Here is a 16,141-nt window from a genome sequence, read left to right on the forward strand (position 1 = left end):
GGGAATGGCGCAGCGGGCCGGATGGCCTGCTTCATCTTTTCGGTCGGGTGGCCGCAGACGGCATGTCTGCGCAGGACAGATTCAGCGGAAAACGTAGAGCAGAGATATACGATTCAGCGTCGAAACTGGCTTAATGATACCCGAAAGCGGCAAAACTTTCGCGCTGCAGCATTTTTTGCCGCGTCGAGCGCCGCGCGCAGCATCACTGACGGCGACGCAGGATGAGGGCGATGGAAGAAATACAGGCCCGCGTTGCGATCTGTTCACAACGCGAGCCTCGAAAATGAATGTCCTGCTTGGAAATGGCCGTCGGCAGCGCTGCTGATCAGCGAGTTACCAGTCCTGCGCCGGTGGGCGGCTCAGGACTCCAGCACGATATCGACCGCCGAACTGCGGCGCAGCATCAGGAAGCCTTCGCCGTAGATGTTGCGGATCTGCATGGGCGACTCCGGCAAGGAGCGCAGCTTTTGGCGTACCCGATAGATCAGCGCGTCGATACGGTGGGCGTCGTACTCTTCCCCGCCGGAGCGCAGCAGATCGAACAGCTGACCATGCGACACCGGATAGTTGGGACTTTGCAGCAAGGCCGCCAGGGCGGTGCTTTCCTTGTCAGTGAACTGCAGCGCCACCACGCCGTTGCTGGAGAGGCGTCCCGACTTGCGGTTGAAGGCCCATTTTTCGGACTGCGGCGAACTCTGGTGAGGCGCCGTCTTCATGCGTCGCGCCAGGGCGGTCAGGGTCGCCGAGACTTCCTCCAGCTTGACCGGCTTGACCAGATAGTAGTCGGCGCCATCGCTCATGCAGCGCAGCCGTTCTTCGCTGCGGGTCGCCGCGGTCAGGACCACGATGCCCATGGAAGGGAAATGCTGCCGCAGCGACGCCAGTTCCGGCATCAGGCTGCCGTCAGGCAGGCCGACATCGGAGAGCAGGATATCGGGCTGGCGGCTTTTCAGGATGTCCCTGGCCTGGGCCAAAGCGGAACACACCGAAATTTCATATCCCAAGTCCCCCACATGCGCGCTCAGCGAATTGCGCCACTCGAGATCGCTTTCAACAATTAATACTTTCATACTCTAGTGTTCCGGACGAAAACTGTTTTTATGACTGCCGGTGCATCCCCCGCGTACTGTTCGGTACGTGCATCCGGGCCCACCTGCAGGCACGGAGATGCTTTCCATAATCACAACGTTATACAGAAAATATCTGCTCATAAAATCATAAAAACTCGCAGATGCCTTAGCCCTGTAAGCTCCGCTGCGCCTGGCTTTGCGCGCTTTGACGCAGGAGCCCGGTGACGGTCCCCAGGAGGTGGTCGACCGAGCAAGGTTTGAGCAGAAAAGCCGCTATCGTCGGGATGCGCGCACTGGCCGCCGGCAGGTTGGCACTGATCAACACCACCGGGATATGCGCATAGCGCTCGTGCGATTTGATATAGCGCGCCAGCTCCATGCCATCCATGCGCGGCATGCGCAGATCGGTCAGCACCAGCGCCGGCATATGTGACTGCAGGAAGGCGATCGCTTCCACTCCGTCGCTTGCCGCCAGCACACTCAGTCCACCCTGTCGCAGCAGTTCGCACAGCATCTCGCGCGAATCCGCATGGTCTTCCACGACCAGCACGGTCGGCTTTTTGTTGCTCGCTTCCACCTCATCCCTCCTGCCTCTTATCCCGCACATGATGTCGCGGTGATTTGTCGTGAGTCATGGTGATGGTTGGCGACGAATCGGGATATCAGGAAATTCCTGAAACCTTCGACAACATGGCGCCGACGCCACGCCGATGGCGCAAGGGGAATTGCCCGGACGCTCCCGCATGACGCGGTCGCAAGGCTGGGGTGTTGACCAGGAAACAAGCCGCCAGGCCGCGCCCAGCCAAGCTCTGCCGTAGGGCTGAGGGTGGAGGGGCAGCGCCGGCGAAGGGGAAAGGGTCAGGGACGGGAGGGCAGCAGGCGCTGGATTTCTTCCAGCAGGCGGTCGAAGAAGACGGGCTTGCGCAGGAACAGGTTGTGACTGGATTGCGACAGATCGTGGCGCTCCGGTGCCCCGCTGCAAAGGATCACCGGCAATGTCTGTCCGCCCGGCAACGCGCGCAGGGCGGCACACAGCTCCAGCCCGTTCATCACCGGCATCATGCAATCCGAGATGACCAGGTCCGGCCATTCCAGCTGCGCCTTGGCCAGGGCATCGACACCATGGGCTGCCGTCACGACCCGGAAACCATGCAGCTCCAGCAGCATGGAATAGGTATCGGTGATATCGATCTCGTCATCGACGATCAGCAGCAGCGGCAGCGCCGCCATGGTTGCGGATGAAACGCCGGACATGGTCAACGTCCATCCGCAACCGGCGCGGTAGAGGAAGAGACCAGGCCATCGATCTCGATGCCGGCATCCGAAATGTTCATCAGGCGGCTGGCCCCGTCATAGCCGTTCTCGCGCAGTTTCATCACGGAAATCTGACGGCGGTTGACGGCGTTCTGGACCACGTACTCCAGCAGCATCATGTTTTCATACAGTTGCGAAGAGCTGGGATCGACCTGGGGACGGGACTCGCGGAAATACGGCAATTGCTCGGTGATGAACGTGGTCACCCCGCGCGCCCGCAATTCGTTGGTCAACGCCACCAGGAAGGGCCGCACGCGCTGCTGCTGCACCACGATGCTGCGCAGGCCATCGACGCCATCGATCAGCAGGCGCGTCACGCCACGGCTGGAGATGTTGTCCAGCATGCGCTTGGCCAGGTCGTCGCACAGCATTTCCAGTGGCAGCTGCCACATCATCTGCAAGGCACCGCTGTCGATATGCTCGTCCATCGGCATGCCGGCCTTGCGCGCCTTGGCCAGCAGACGCTCGGGGGATTCGTAGAAGCCCAGGATCAGGCATTGCTGTCCATCCTTGAGGCCCTGCTCGATGAAGTGCAGGCCCATCAGGGTCTTGCCCACGCCCGGGCTGCCCAACAGGCAGGTCAGCGATCCGCTGACCACGCCGCCGCCGATGCATTTGTCCCAGGAAGGGATGCCGACGCTGACATAACGGTCCGAGGTGCCGGGCACCTTGCCGGCACGGGTTGCCGTGGCCTCGAAGCGGGGGAAGATCTCGACCCCGCTCTGGTTGATCTCGAAGACATGCTTGCCCAGCAGGTGATTGGCGCCGCGCAGCTTGAACACCTTGATCTCGCGCACCAGCTGCATGCCGGACTCGTGCTGGCTCAGTTCGATGACGCCGTCCACCAACGTGTTCTCGGACTCGGGCATGTTGCCCTCCACCGGAGAGAGCAGGATGGTGGTGCAGTTCATCGTGAAGACCAGCGCATTGAGCGAATGCATGAATTCGGACAGGTTCAGGTCTGACGGCCCGGAGTCGCGCACCGAACGGAAACCGTCGATGATCAGCATGGCCGGGCGATGGCGATTCAGTTCGGCGCTGATCAGGCGCAGCAGCCCGCGCAGCCCTTCGCTGGCCAGCGCACCATAACCGCTGAGCATCTGCATCTGGTCGCCGACCAGGCTCTCGTCGAAGAAATCGAAATTGCTCACGTGATTGAGCATCTTGGCGTGCGATTCGGCGATCAGGGTGAGCAGCATCACCTGCTTGCCGCCGCGCGCCTGCGCGAAGCCCACCTGCGATGCCAGGGTCGTCTTGCCGCTGCCGGCCAGGCCCTGAATCAGGTACAGGCTACCTTCCGGCAGGCCGCCGCCAAGGATCTCGTCGAACCCGGCGATACCCGTGCTGAGCAGGGAGATGCGGCTGGGGCGCGAGGCCGGCGGCGCGGAGGACGAAGGGGGCTGCTGGTGATCGCTCATGTGGATGGATGCTCGAATTTTTATTGTGCGAAGGATTAATGAGTTTTCACGCATTATACGTTCGCCCACGCTATGACTAAGGTTGTCATACAGGCCAAAAGTTGCACCTTGGGGAAGGTAAACTTCCTGACATCGCTGTCAGCAAGGCAGTGGCCGCCGATCATACTGCAATCTGGTGAGGGATGACGGCGACCCATGGATTACAAGAAAGACAACGCATCCCCCCTGGCCCCACTGTCTGTCCCCCCAGAAAAAAACGCCGTTACCCTGAAGGGCAACGGCGTCTGAGCAGGCAATGACAAGCGGTCCGGACCGCTCGCCTCACAGCTCGGTGAAGACCGCCTCCGGTGCCAGGCGCGACTTGGGCAGCTTGGCATTGAAGTCATCGCTGCCGCTGTAGCCCAGTCCGACCAGCACCACGCTGGTGTAGCCCTTGTCGCGCAGACCCAGTTCCTCGTCCAGCACCTTGGCATTGAACCCCTCCATCGGCACCGCATCCACCTCCAGTTCGGCCGCGCCCAGCAGCAGCGTGCCCAAGGCCAGGTAGACCTGCTTTTCCATCCAGTGCTGGGCATCCTTCAGTTCATAGCGGTGCAGATTGCTGTACAACAGGCGCGAGCCGCGCTGACCGGCACGCGCCTCGTCATTGACGAAGCGACCGTCGGCCTGTTCCTTGTCCAGCAATGCCTCCAGATGCGCTTCGCTGATGGCGGTGCGGGCGCACAGCACCAGCACATGGGAGGCGTTGAGGATCTTGGGCAGGTTGTAGGGATAGCCGGCCTCGGCCGCCTTGCCGATGCGCGCCTTGGCAGCGTCGGTAGCAGCCAGTACGAAATGCCAGGGCTGGGAATTGACCGACGACGGGGCCAGGCGCAGCAGTTCGCGCAGTTCAGCGACGATGTTCTCGGGAATCTTGCGGCTGGGATCGAAGGCCTTGGTGGCGTGGCGCTTGCGGGCGGCTTGGAGCAGGCTCATGGTATTTCCTTGCGGTGAATGTTCGGGTGATCGTCATTAAAGCGCGTTGAATGCGCGCGCTTCCGGTGTGCGGCTTGCATGACATGATCCGGCAGGAAGCGGTTTCAAAAAAGTACAGCGCGGAAAAAACATTTTCAAAAAATAATTGAAAGTAAAATAGGCTCGACATTCGCCCGCCCCGGCACTCACAAACCGACACCCCATCCATGATCCGCCTGGAAGACCTCGCCATCTTCGTCTGCGCTGCCGACAACGGCAGTCTCTCCGCCGCCGCGCGCCAGCACGACGTCACGCCCGCCGTGGCCAGCGCCGCCATGAAGCGCCTGGAGGCCGAACTGGGGGCACGCCTGTTGGCCCGCTCCACCCGCAGCCTGCGCCTGACGCCGGATGGCGAACGCTACCTGCAATACGCCCGCAACGCGCTGGCCGAAGTCAACGCCGGGCGTGATGCCGTGGCCCATGGGCGGCGCATGGTCGGTGGCAATCTCTCGTTGTCGGTACCCTCCGATTTCGGTCGCAACCTGATGTGCCGCTGGCTTGATGAATTCCAGGCCCAGCATCCGGCGGTGAGCCTGCAGGTGCGCATCAGCGACCGCGTGGCCGACATGTTCCGGCAGCCGGTGGAAGTGGCCATCCGCTACAGCCCTCCGGACGATTCCAGCCTGGTGGCGCTGCCGCTGGCACCGGAGAACCGGCGGGTGCTATGCGCCTCGCCCGACTACCTGGCACGCCATGGACGCCCGCGCACGCCGGCTGACCTGCGCCAGCACAATTGCCTGCGCTACCTGCTGTCGGACATGCTGCATTCGCAGTGGACCTTCTTCAAGGATGGTGCGCCGATCCAGGTGCAGGTCAGCGGCGACCGCGTCTGCGATGATGGCGAGCTGGTGCACCGTTGGGCGGTCGATGGCCGTGGACTGGCCTACAAGTCGCGCCTGGATGTCCTGGCCGACCTGCGCAACGGCAAGCTGGAAGCGGTGATGGAAGACTATCAGGGCGAGCCCTCGCCGCTGGACCTGGTCTGCACCCATCGCATGAGCCTGTCACCCACCGTGCGGGCGCTGCGGGAACTGCTCGGTGAGCGCATCGCACGCTATCTCACCGATCGCTGAGTGGCGCGGTCAGGCCTTGGCAACCAGCCGGCGCAGCGCCACCGTCGGCAGTGCCGGCAGCAGCAGGCCCAGGCACAGCAATCCCATACCCAGCAACAGATCACCCGAGAGGCGTTCACCGAAGATCAGCGAAGACAGCGCCAGGCCCACCACCGGCACACCCAGCATGCACACCGAGACCGTCACCGGCGACAGGCGCTGGGTCATCTGCAGCACGATCAGGAAAGTCAGGGCGGTGGCCAGCGGGCCGGTATAGGCGATCACGCCCCAGGCATGCGGATCGGCCAGGAAGCTCGGCGCGCCATCGACCAGCGCGGCCAACAGGCACAGCGGCACGGCCGCCACCAACGTCTGCCAGGGCAGCAGGTCAAAGTCCAGCTTCACGCCGGGGGTCATCTTGATCTGCAGGATGTTCATGGCCCACGACAGCGAGGCCGCGCCCAGCATCAGGTAGCCGATCATGCTGTGCAGGTCTGCATGCAGCAGCGCCGGGAGCACGATCACGGCCATGCCTGCATAGCTGCATACGGTGGCCAGCGACTGCCGGGTGCTGAGCTTGTGCTTCAACACCAGCGCCGCGCCCGGCACCACCCAGATCGAGGTGGCATAGGCGATCAGCGAAGCGCGCCCCGGCATGACGAAATGCAGGGCACCGGTCACCAGTGCCGTGAACAGCCCCATCTGCAGCACGCCAACGCCGATCACCACCGGCCATTCCTGGCGGCTGGGCAGCCGCAACTTGCCCAGGACGATGGCGATCACGAAACTGAGCAGCGCCGCCGAAAGGAAGCGACTGGCCGCGAACCACAGCGGCGGGATGAACTGGCTGCCGAATTTCATCACCGGCCAGTTGCCGCCCCAGATGCAGATCGCCAGCACCACACAGACCAGGAACAGCCGGCTCATGGCCGGTGGCCGGGTGGACGCTGATCGTGGGGCGGCAGGGGTAGCAGTGGCGGTGGACATCTCGGGCTCCAGGGTGGACAGCGGATGCGCCCGCGTTGCCCGACCGGCCATGAAAAAAGGCCGCCGGACGCATGCTGCAGCGCATCCAAACGGCCTTCATGGTAGAGAAGAGACGGCCAATAGTGCTGCCGTATTTGATCTGGAGAAACGGCGGCTCCAGCATTTCATGCTGCAAAATCGCCATTTTCAAATTAATTATTCGAGCAAACCATTTTGAGGCAGCATGCACCACTTCGAACCGCAGCGTCGCACCTGCTCCGCGCAACCACTGCGGTGCTGCAGCAGCCGGCCCCTGATCATCTTCAGGCGCGCATTGCCAACGACGAGGACGGCGCCGCTGCCTGACGGTCCAGCGTGAACACGCCCACCAGCTGCACCAGCTTGTCCGCCTGCTCCTGCAGCGACTGCGCGGCGGCGGCGGCCTGTTCCACCAGGGCCGCATTCTGCTGGGTGGTTTCATCCATCTGGGTGATGGCTTCGCCCACCTGCTCGATGCCGGAACTCTGCTCGTGGCTGGCGGTGGCGATCTCGTGCACCACGGTCGATACGCCCTGGATGCTGGACACCACCTGCTGCATGGTCTGCCCGGCCTGCTGCACCAGGTGTGTACCGGCATCGACCTTGACCACCGAATCGTCGATCAGTTGCTTGATTTCCTTGGCCGCCGCCGCCGAACGCTGGGCCAGTGAACGCACCTCCGAGGCCACCACCGCGAAGCCGCGTCCCTGCTCACCGGCGCGCGCTGCCTCCACGGCGGCATTCAGGGCCAGGATATTGGTCTGGAAGGCGATGCCGTCGATCACGCTGATGATGTCCACGATCTTGCGCGAGGACTCGTTGATCGAGGCCATGGTCTGCACCACCTGCCCCACCACCTCGCCGCCCTGGATCGCCACCTTGGCCGCACCGGAGGCCAGTTCGTTGGCGTGCTGGGCATTGGCCGCGTTCTGCTTGACGGTGGAAGTCAGTTCCTCCATGGCCGACGCGGTTTCTTCCAGCGAGCCGGCCTGCTGCTCGGTCCGATTGGACAGGTCCATGTTGCCGTTGGCGATTTCATCGACCGAGGTCTTGATGGACTCGGTCGCACCCTTGATGCCATGCACGGTCTCGACCAGGCGGTCGCGGGTATAGGCCACCGCCGCCACCAGGCTGCGATTATCGCCCCCCACGGTACGGATGGTACCGGTCAGGTCGCCGGCGGCGATCTTGCGCGCCATATCGGCCGCCTCGACAGGTTCGCCACCGATGGAGCGGAAGATATTGCGCGAGACCAGGCCAGCGATCAGCGACAGCATCACCCCCAGCACCACCAGCACCACCACCGCCTGGATCAGGGCACGACGGAAGTCGCTCTCGATGTCATCCGAATACACGCTGCAGATCAGGTCCCAGTTCCAGGCCTTGAAGCGCTTGACGAAGCCCAGCTTGGGGCTGGGCTTGTCGCTGCCGGGCCGCGGCCACCAGTATTCCAGGTAGCCCTTGGCCTCGGCCGACGAACCGGTGGCGGCGATCATCCTGTAGAGGGCGTTGCCCTTGGCATCCTTGAAGTCGATCATGTTGCGGCCATCGAGCTTGGTATTGATCGGATGCATCACGATCACCGAGTCGGCACCGACGATGGTGACGTAGCCATCGCCGGTATAGCGCTGGTCGCGCACACGTGCGATGGCGGCCTTCTGCGCTTCTTCGCGGGACAACTTGCCATCGGCTTCCAGCTTGGCGTAGCCGGCGATGGTGGTGTACGCCATTTCGGTGACGTCTTCCAGACCGCGTTGCCGCTCGGCAATCTGCAGATCACGGGTCTGATAGGCATGCCAGACCGAGAGGACCAGCAAGGCGATCCAGGAAAACACCAGCGGAAGCCAGAGTTTTTTCTTCAAAGAGAGATTGTTCATATTCGGAAAGAGGTGGCCGTGGTTGCACTGCGTAGTGGAATGGCAGGGATCGCCACGCGCGCACCACCCGCTACCAGGCTACCGGCACGGCGATTGACTCCCCCTTCGTGGTTTACGGCTGGCAACGGTCCCGACTAAAGGGGCGGGACGATAAAAAGCCCGTATTTTCCGACGATTTTCCGAGCCGGCGGCCCCGATTCCCGCACTACAGGAAGCCAGGGCCCACGACCCGGCAAGGCGCCGCCGACAAATCGGCCACGGCGCGTTACCATCGGACCAAACAATCAAGGAGACCGATATGCACGCCACCGAATCGCCCCTGTTGCGCCACGACCAGGACGGCATCACCACACTGACGCTGAACCGCCCCCAGCAATTCAATGCCCTCTCGGAAGGCATGCTCGAGGCCCTGCAGACGCAGCTGGATCAGCTCGCGCACGATGAGAATCTGCGCTGCGTCATCCTGGCCGCGCAGGGACGCGCCTTCTGCGCCGGTCACGACCTGCGCGAAATGCGCGCCACACCCGAGCAGGCCTACTACCGGCAATTGTTCGAGCGTTGCAGCAGGCTGATGCAATCGCTGCGCGCCTTGCCGGTCCCCATCATCGCCCGCGTCCAGGGCCTGGCCACGGCGGCCGGCTGCCAGCTGGTGGCCAGCTGCGATCTGGCGGTGGCGTCCGACAGTGCCCGCTTCGCGGTATCGGGCATCAACGTCGGCCTGTTCTGCTCCACCCCGGCGGTGGCCCTGACGCGCAACCTGCCCATCAAGCGCGCCTTCGAAATGCTGGTCACCGGCAAGTTCATCGATGCCGCCACTGCGGCCCAGTGGGGCCTGATCAACCAAGCCGTGCCCGATCCGCAACTCGAGCAGGCCGTTCAGGCACTGGCCCGCGACATCTGCAGCAAGCCCGGCATCTCGATCCGGCGCGGCAAGGCCATGCTGTACCGACAGCAGATGATGGCCCTGCCGGACGCCTACGCCCATGCGGCCGAGGTCATGGCCTGTAACATCATGGATGCGGAGGCGATGGAAGGGATCGATGCGTTTCTGGAGAAGCGGGTGCCGCGCTGGCATGCCGGAGCGCACTGATGAGCGGGTGCGGCGGCCGGCATTTACCTGACGTTTACGATGTCCACGCGAAGTTTTACCCGGATTAAACGCCCACCCACCTAAGCTGCGTGCTCCTCAACCCGTGGAGCACCCAGCATGATTCGCCGTCACCAGCAACAACGTCAACAACCCCAACCGGAATTGGTCCCGCTGGGCCAGCGCCGCCTGCGCCGGGCCCAACTGGCCGGCGTGGCCGGATTGGCGACCCTGGCCGCCAGCGTGCTGCTGGCCATCGCCGTCGTCACCCCGGCGCAGGCTGAAGAAAATGCCAATGCCACATCTGCGGCCGATACTTCCGCCCTGCACCTGACCGGCAACATCGGCGTGGTCAGCCAGTATGTCTTCCGCGGCACCACGCAGACCAACCAGAAGCCGGCACTGCAGGGCGGCTTCGATCTCACGCATGACAATGGTCTCTACGCGGGCGTATGGCTGTCCAACATCAGCTGGATTTCGGATACGAACCCGACCGCCTCGGCCAGCCTGGAAGCGGATATCTATGGCGGCTGGAAGCCGGTCCTGAGCGACTGGCTCAACGGCGACATCGGCGTGCTGCACTATGCCTATCCTGGCAGCTATCCCGATGGCATGACCCACCCTGACACCACCGAGCTCTATCTCGGGCTGGATGCCAAATGGATCGCCTTCAAGTATTCGTACAGCACCGGCAATACCTTCGGCAATGCCGACACCCGCGGCAGCAGCTACGCCGACCTGTCGCTCACGCATGAGCTCTTCGCCGGCATCACCGGGCTGGCCCATATCGGCCGCCAGCACTACACCGGCCCCAATGCCGCCAGCCTGTCCTACACCGACTGGAAGCTAGGCATGAGCCACGACTTCTCCGGCTATGTGCTGGGCCTGGCCTATACCGGCAGCAACGCACCCGACGCCGGCTACACCCTGCGCGGCAAGAACATCGGCCGCAACCAGTGGATCGCCTCGCTCAACAAGAGCTTCTGATCCCCAACCATGCGCAAGGAGGAAGTCCATCATGCGTAGCCGTCTGCACTGGAAACGGGGCGAGGACCGCCTCCATCCGCTCTCGCCGCGCCACCTGTTCCTGCGTACTGCGCAGCGGCGACGCTACCGCTGTATGTTGGTGGCGCTGCTGATCTTCCTGGTATGCGCCGGCATGGCGCCACTGACCCAGGCAGTGGCGCCCTATCGCGCTGAAGACGACTACGGCCCCTCGCCGCAGGCACTGCAGCACCGCGAGGACTGTCGTCGCCAGATCGGCCAGGTAATGGCGGGGAAGATAGAAAGCGAGGATTTCGTGGCACGCAGCGATCGCGAATATTTCCGCTACGTGGTCCGCAAGGACCTGCGCGAAGTAATGTTCATCTGCGATGCGCGCAGTGGCGAAATCCGGCGCCAGATCGACCTATGGGGGGACCTTTAGGTTCACTACCCGTCCCTGAGCATGCGATGGACTGGACAAGCGGCGGGGCGGACGGCAAGATGCCGCATCCCAGCCGCTACTCTTTTCATCAGACTGCTCATGCAAGCCGATTACGCCACCATCCTGCAATGGATCTACCTGTTCAATTCACTGGCCCTGGCCCAGCTGGCCCTGAAGCAACTGGGGCGACGCCGCAAGGCGAGGCAGCTGGAACAGGGCTTTCGTGCTGCTCAGACCAGCGACTGGCGCGCTAGCGCGCCTGATTTCCTGTTCGCCCGGCTGGGCAAGCCGCATGCGCAAGTGGAACAGGATGACGGCAGCACCCTGCAGCGCTGGCGTGGCGAGCGCCACTGGCTGGATGCGGTGTACCGCGACGGGCAATGCCAGAGCGTGGAGATTTCCGCGCATCAGGAAGAAAGCTTCCCCACCGTCAATACCTACTTCAACTGCGCCGTGCTGGCGGGGCTGGCCTGCGCCTGGAAATTCTCGGGCCTGGACGATGCGCCGGAGTTGCCGGTGGCCACAGCGGCCAAGCAGTATCTGTCCAACTTCATCGTCTTCGTGGCGGGTGCCTGGCTGCTGTCCTTCGTGCTCAAGCGCCAGCGCATGCTGCTCAATCTCGGCTGCATCGCCATGGTGGTGCTGGCGCTGCCCTTGCTGAACTGGCCTTGATCGCGCTGGCCGCAACGACTATTCAGCCACCACGTCGGCCAGCCGGTAGCCCACGCCGATCTCGGTGAGGATGTGCACCGGCTGGGCGGCATCGCGCTCCAGCTTCTGGCGCAGGCGCTGCATGTAGATGCGCAGGTAATGTCCATCTTCCACGTGCGACGGTCCCCAGCCGGCCACCAGCAATTGGCGGTGCGTGATGACGCGCCCGGCATCGCGCAGCAACGTGGCCAGCAGGCGATATTCGATCTGGGTCAGATGCAGCGCCTCGCCATTGCGCATGACGCTGCGCGCCGGCAGATCCACCGCCACCTCCCCCATGCGGTAGCGACCGCTGGCCTGTCCCGTGCCGGAAGCGCGCGCATGGCGGCGCAATTGCGCGCGCATGCGGGCCAGTAACTCGGGCATGCCGAAGGGCTTGACCAGATAATCGTCGGCCCCGGCGTCGAGCGCCTCCACCTTTTCGGACTCCTGGGTGCGGGCCGAGAGGATCACGATGGGCACGCTGCTCCAGTTGCGGATTTCGCTGATCACCTGCTTGCCGTCGCCGTCCGGCAGGCCGAGGTCGACGATGATCAGGTCGGGCTTGCGGGTACCAGCCTCGGTGATGCCTTCGCGGGCGGTGCGGGCTTCGTGGACGATGAAGCCTTCCTGCTCCAGCGCGCCCTTGACCAGTTTCCGGATGTGCGGGTCATCTTCGATGAAGACGATATTGCCTGCGTGCTCTTGCATGGTGTTCCTCATTCTTCGGGCAGGGCCGGCTGCGTTTCCACCGGCAGGGTAAAGCAGACGGTAGCCCCCTGCCCGGCTTCCTGCGGGGCGATCCAGATGCGGCCCTGGTGCGCCTCGATGATGGCGCGGCAGATCGCCAGTCCCAGGCCCACGCCGGGGGTGCTGGACTCGTTGTCGCCACGGGTGAATTTCTCGAAGGCGTGCTGCGTCATGGCCGGCGGGAAGCCGCGCCCCTGGTCGCTCACGCTGACCTTGAGCTGGCGGCTGCCATCGCTCTGCTCGACGTGGGCCGCGATGGTGATGGGACTGCCGGCGGGTGAATACTTGCTGGCGTTCTCCACCAGGTTGGCCAGTACCCGCTCCAGCAAGACCGCGTCCACCCGCAGCAAGGGCAGGTCGGCGGCGATGCGGGTCTCGACCTGTCGTCCTTCCAGCGCCTTGGCCAGCAGACGCAGCGCCGAGCCGGTCAATTCTTCCAGGGCATTCCATTGCCGGTTCAGCGTGACCACGCCAGCCTGCAGCCGCGCCATGTCCAGCAGGTTGTTCATCAGCCCGACCATCTTCTGCGACTGCTCGCTGATGGTGCGGGCCATGGCGCGGGCGTCGTCGTCCAGGCGAGCATTGGCGGCCAGCACGTCGGCACTGCCCACCAGCGAAGTCAACGGCGTGCGCAGGTCGTGCGAGATGGCCGACAGCAGCGAATTGCGCAGGCGTTCCGATTCCATGGTCACCAGCGCATCCTGGGCCACCTCGGCGTAATGCAGGCGTTCGATGGCCATGGCGATCTGGGAACAGAAGATTTCCAGCATCTGGCGATTCTCGGGCAGCGCCAGCTGGGCGGCCGCCAACTGGCCCTCTTCCTCGCTGGCGGCATCGATGGCAAACGCCAGCACCCCACGGGTCCGCATGGTGGCCGTCAGGGGCAAGTACAGGGCTGCGGCCGAGGGCAAGGTGGCCGTGCCCTTGCCGGCCGCCTGTCCATTGTCATAGACCCACTGCGCCACCCCCGCATCCACGCTGTGCAACACATGCGCGCCACTACCTTCCTGCTCCGGCGCGGTCAGGCGCAACTGGTCGGCACTGTCCGGCAGGAAGAAGGCGATGCGCGCCCCGAACACCGCGGCCAGGTGACGGCGGCCGATTTCCAGTATCTGGTCCAGCGTGAGCAGGGCCGACAGTTCCTTGCCCAGCATGTAGAGATTGGCGGCCCGCGCCTCGCGCTGCATGGCCACGCTGGCCTGGCGCCGCAGGCGTGCCGTGAGCGAACTGATGAACAGCGACACTGCCAGCATCACCGCCAGGGTCAGCAGATACTGGGCGTCGGATACCGTGATCGAAAAACGCGGATCGACGAAGAAGAAATCGAAGGAGATCACCGACAGGACCGACACCAGCGCCGACGCTGCCCGCCCATGGCGCATTGCCACCAGCATCACGCCCACCAGGTAGAGCATGATGACGTTGGCCGGATGCAGCTTGCCGTCCAGGAGGAAGGCCAGCGTCGTGGTGGCTGCGCAGCTGGCCACCGCCCACAGGGTGCCACGCGTGCGGCGCCGCCGTGTGAGCAGGGCCTCGGCCGCACTGGCGGCGCTGTCGGTGGAACGCTGCTCGGGCTGCTCGCGGGTACGGCTGCGAGCGATGGTGTAGAGATCGATCTCGCCACCGGCTGCGGCGACGCGTTGCGCCAGCGAGCCGCGCGGCCACTGCAGCAGGTCACGCAGACCGCGGCTCTGCTGGCCGATCACCAGCTTGCCGGCGTTGCGGCTGCGGGCGAACTGCAGCAGTGCGGCGGCCAGCTCCTCACCACTGATGCTGGCCGTTTCCGCACCCAGCGATTGTGCCAGTTTCAGATAGGCCACCACCCGCTCGCGGCTGGCCATGGCCTGGCGCTGGCGCGGCAGATCCACATGCACCGCCAACCATTCGGCCTGCAGCTTGGCGGCCAGCCGGGCGCCTTCGCGGATCAGGCGTTCTTCACCGACGCCGCTGCCGATGGCCACCACGATGCGCTCACGCGCCTGCCACAGCTGGGCAATGGAGCGGTCGGCGCGGTACTGGCGCATGTCGGCATCGACACGGTCGGCGGTGCGGCGCAGTGCAATTTCGCGCAGTGCGATGAGATTGCCCTTGCGGAAGAAGTTGCGGCCGGCCTTCTCGGCCTGTTGCGGCAGATAGACCTTGCCCTGCTGCAGCCGCGCCAGCAGTTCGTCGGGCGGGATATCAACCAGCTTGACGTCGTCGGCTTCGTCGAAGACATGGTCGGGCACGGTCTCGAAGACGCGTATGCCGGTGATCTGGCCCACCACGTCGTTGAGGCTCTCGATGTGCTGCACGTTGAGGGTGGTGTAGACATCGATGCCGGCGCGCAGCAGTTCATCGATGTCCTGCCAGCGCTTGGCATGGCGCGAACCCGGGACATTGGAGTGCGCCAGTTCGTCCACCAGGATCACGCCGGGCCGGCGTTCCAGCGCGGCATCCAGGTCGAACTCGGGCAACTGGCGATTGCGGTAGGCCACCATGCGCATGGGCAGGCGTGCAATGCCGGCCAGTTGCGCCTCGGTCTCGGCGCGGCCATGGGTTTCGACCACGCCGGCGATCACGTCCACGTCCTGGCCAGCCAGCGCCTGGGCTGCTTCCAGCATGGCAAAGGTCTTGCCGACACCGGCCGAGAATCCGAAGAAGATCTTCAGGCGGCCGCGTGCCTGGCGCTCTTCGTCGCGCATCACGCGTTCCAGCAGGTCGTCGGGGTCGGGGCGTTGGTCCATGGCGGGTATTCGGGTTGCTGGCATTGTAGTGGCAAAAGGCCGGGGGCACGGCAACCGCATGCCCCCGGCCTGGCTTGCGCGGACGTCTGACCTACTTGGGATCGGCCTGGGCGCGCAATGGTGCGGCCACATCCAGTGCCAGGTTCAGCTTGAGCACATTGACGCGAGGTTCACCGAACAGCCCCCATTGCGGGGTCTCGCTATTGCCACGGATCAGCGCCCGCACCTGCTCTACGCTCACGCCGCGCGCACGGGCCACGCGAGCGGCCTGGTAGTCGGCGGCGGCCGGGCTGATGTGCGGGTCCAGACCACTGGCCGAGGCCGTCAGCAGGTCGATGGGGATGGCCCCGGTGTTACCGGGATCGGCTTCCTGCAGGGCCTTGGCACGGTCTTCGGCGGCCTGCTTCAGGGCCGGATTGGTCGGACCCAGATTGCTGCCACCCGAGGCCATACCGTTGTTGGGGAAGGTACCCGAGGCCGAGGGGCGGCCCCAGAAATAGGCCGGGCTGCTGAAGTTCTGACCGATCAGTTCGGAGCCGACCGGCTGTCCCTGGCGTTCGATCAGGCTGCCATTGGCCTGATGCGGGAAGAAGGCCTGCGCCAGGCCGGTCACCAGCAGCGGATAGAGGCCGCCCAGCAGCACGCCCAGCAGGATGAACAGCGTGATGGCCGGACGCAAAGGATGGGGAGTGGAAGTTTTCATGAGGCTTTC

General features: G+C 64.2%; 16 protein-coding genes. 6 read left to right on the forward strand and 10 right to left on the reverse strand.

Features of this window, described 5'->3' with window-relative positions; genetic code table 11:
- Positions 1-359: 359 nt before the first annotated feature.
- The 5 genes from VE092_RS18645 to nfsB form a co-directional block, all read right to left on the reverse strand.
- Entirely contained in the window at positions 360-1,070 is a 711-nt protein-coding gene (locus VE092_RS18645; protein ID WP_324879343.1) for a response regulator transcription factor, read from the reverse strand.
- Between the two features lie 166 nt (positions 1,071-1,236).
- The gene (locus tag VE092_RS18650) at positions 1,237-1,647 is read right to left on the reverse strand and encodes a response regulator (protein WP_324879344.1); all 411 of its coding nucleotides are present in this window, start codon (positions 1,645-1,647) and stop codon (positions 1,237-1,239) included.
- Between the two features lie 281 nt (positions 1,648-1,928).
- Positions 1,929-2,324: a response regulator gene (locus tag VE092_RS18655; RefSeq protein WP_324879346.1), complete on the reverse strand. Its 396-nt coding sequence runs from the start codon at positions 2,322-2,324 to the stop codon at positions 1,929-1,931.
- A 2-nt stretch (positions 2,325-2,326) separates the two neighbouring features.
- Complete coding sequence (locus tag VE092_RS18660; protein ID WP_324879348.1) at positions 2,327-3,802, reverse strand: ATPase domain-containing protein; 1,476 nt, start codon at positions 3,800-3,802, stop codon at positions 2,327-2,329.
- Between the two features lie 321 nt (positions 3,803-4,123).
- Positions 4,124-4,777 carry an oxygen-insensitive NAD(P)H nitroreductase gene (nfsB, locus tag VE092_RS18665; protein ID WP_324879350.1) on the reverse strand — a complete coding sequence of 218 codons (654 nt, stop codon included), beginning with the start codon at positions 4,775-4,777 and terminating at the stop codon, positions 4,124-4,126.
- A gap of 206 nt (positions 4,778-4,983) precedes the next feature.
- Between nfsB and VE092_RS18670 the strand changes: the two genes are divergently transcribed.
- Complete coding sequence (locus tag VE092_RS18670; RefSeq protein ID WP_324879353.1) at positions 4,984-5,889, forward strand: LysR family transcriptional regulator; 906 nt, start codon at positions 4,984-4,986, stop codon at positions 5,887-5,889.
- A gap of 9 nt (positions 5,890-5,898) precedes the next feature.
- Here VE092_RS18670 and VE092_RS18675 read toward each other — a convergent pair whose 3' ends face one another.
- Positions 5,899-6,855 (reverse strand): DMT family transporter, encoded by a 957-nt coding sequence (locus VE092_RS18675; protein WP_324879355.1) that lies wholly within the window; start codon positions 6,853-6,855, stop codon positions 5,899-5,901.
- A gap of 49 nt (positions 6,856-6,904) precedes the next feature.
- On the opposite strand from VE092_RS18675, the gene VE092_RS18680 reads away from it, so the two are divergent.
- Positions 6,905-7,072 carry a hypothetical protein gene (locus tag VE092_RS18680; RefSeq protein ID WP_324879357.1) on the forward strand — a complete coding sequence of 56 codons (168 nt, stop codon included), beginning with the start codon at positions 6,905-6,907 and terminating at the stop codon, positions 7,070-7,072.
- Positions 7,073-7,157: 85 nt separating this feature from the next.
- Here the strand turns inward: VE092_RS18680 and VE092_RS18685 are convergent, their stop codons facing one another.
- A complete protein-coding gene (locus tag VE092_RS18685; RefSeq protein ID WP_324879359.1) occupies positions 7,158-8,750 on the reverse strand; it encodes a methyl-accepting chemotaxis protein in 1,593 nt (530 codons plus the stop codon).
- 298 nt (positions 8,751-9,048) lie between these two features.
- On the opposite strand from VE092_RS18685, the gene VE092_RS18690 reads away from it, so the two are divergent.
- The 4 genes from VE092_RS18690 (at position 9,049) to VE092_RS18705 (ending at position 11,935) form a co-directional block, all read left to right on the forward strand.
- Positions 9,049-9,840: an enoyl-CoA hydratase gene (locus tag VE092_RS18690; RefSeq protein WP_324879361.1), complete on the forward strand. Its 792-nt coding sequence runs from the start codon at positions 9,049-9,051 to the stop codon at positions 9,838-9,840.
- A gap of 117 nt (positions 9,841-9,957) precedes the next feature.
- Positions 9,958-10,824: a TorF family putative porin gene (locus tag VE092_RS18695; protein ID WP_324879363.1), complete on the forward strand. Its 867-nt coding sequence runs from the start codon at positions 9,958-9,960 to the stop codon at positions 10,822-10,824.
- 31 nt (positions 10,825-10,855) lie between these two features.
- Positions 10,856-11,263: a hypothetical protein gene (locus tag VE092_RS18700; protein WP_234294512.1), complete on the forward strand. Its 408-nt coding sequence runs from the start codon at positions 10,856-10,858 to the stop codon at positions 11,261-11,263.
- Positions 11,264-11,362: 99 nt separating this feature from the next.
- Positions 11,363-11,935, forward strand: coding sequence for a hypothetical protein (locus tag VE092_RS18705; protein ID WP_324879367.1), 573 nt, complete (start codon positions 11,363-11,365; stop codon positions 11,933-11,935).
- 18 nt (positions 11,936-11,953) lie between these two features.
- Here VE092_RS18705 and VE092_RS18710 read toward each other — a convergent pair whose 3' ends face one another.
- The 3 genes from VE092_RS18710 to kdpC form a co-directional block, all read right to left on the reverse strand.
- Complete coding sequence (locus VE092_RS18710) at positions 11,954-12,664, reverse strand: response regulator (RefSeq protein WP_180666509.1); 711 nt, start codon at positions 12,662-12,664, stop codon at positions 11,954-11,956.
- 8 nt (positions 12,665-12,672) lie between these two features.
- Entirely contained in the window at positions 12,673-15,429 is a 2,757-nt protein-coding gene (locus tag VE092_RS18715; RefSeq protein ID WP_324879371.1) for a sensor histidine kinase KdpD, read from the reverse strand.
- Between the two features lie 91 nt (positions 15,430-15,520).
- Positions 15,521-16,132, reverse strand: a complete 612-nt coding sequence (gene kdpC / locus VE092_RS18720) for a potassium-transporting ATPase subunit KdpC (protein WP_324879373.1) — start codon at positions 16,130-16,132, stop codon at positions 15,521-15,523.
- Positions 16,133-16,141 lie beyond the last annotated feature (9 nt).

The organism is Herbaspirillum sp., from assembly GCF_035644555.1.
GTDB lineage: Bacteria > Pseudomonadota > Gammaproteobacteria > Burkholderiales > Burkholderiaceae_D > Herbaspirillum.